The organism is Psychrobacter sp. TB55-MNA-CIBAN-0194 (assembly GCF_040309505.1).
Taxonomy (GTDB): Bacteria; Pseudomonadota; Gammaproteobacteria; order Pseudomonadales; family Moraxellaceae; genus Psychrobacter; species Psychrobacter fozii.
Window position 1 is genome coordinate 1 of sequence record NZ_JBEOOW010000150.1, and the last position, 286, is coordinate 286.

A 286-nucleotide genomic window follows, 5' to 3' on the forward strand; every position below is an offset into this window, starting at 1 on the left:
CTATGGTACTAAAGCCTTTTGGGGAGTCATTTAGCGTCGCTAAAGTTAATTCGGCACTCATGCCTGGCAATAGTTGTACATTGTCAGGTTGTGGTAATGAAAACACTACCTCGTAAGCTTGTGTGCCTGGCGTCACTTGAGTTGAGTATTCTTTAAATTTTGCATCAAACACCATGTCATCTAATGCGCTAAAACGAACTTTTGCAGCTAAACCATTGGCAATATCTTGAGTTAATACTGCCGCCATTGCTTCAGGTACCTGAATGCTGACATCAAGTAACTGATT

The 286-nt window shown here is 41.3% G+C and carries 1 protein-coding gene; it reads right to left on the minus strand.

Annotated features, from left to right (window positions below; genetic code table 11):
* Positions 1–286 (minus strand): efflux RND transporter periplasmic adaptor subunit (locus AAEY75_RS14630; protein ID WP_352259969.1); only part of this gene is annotated, 286 nt, incomplete at both ends.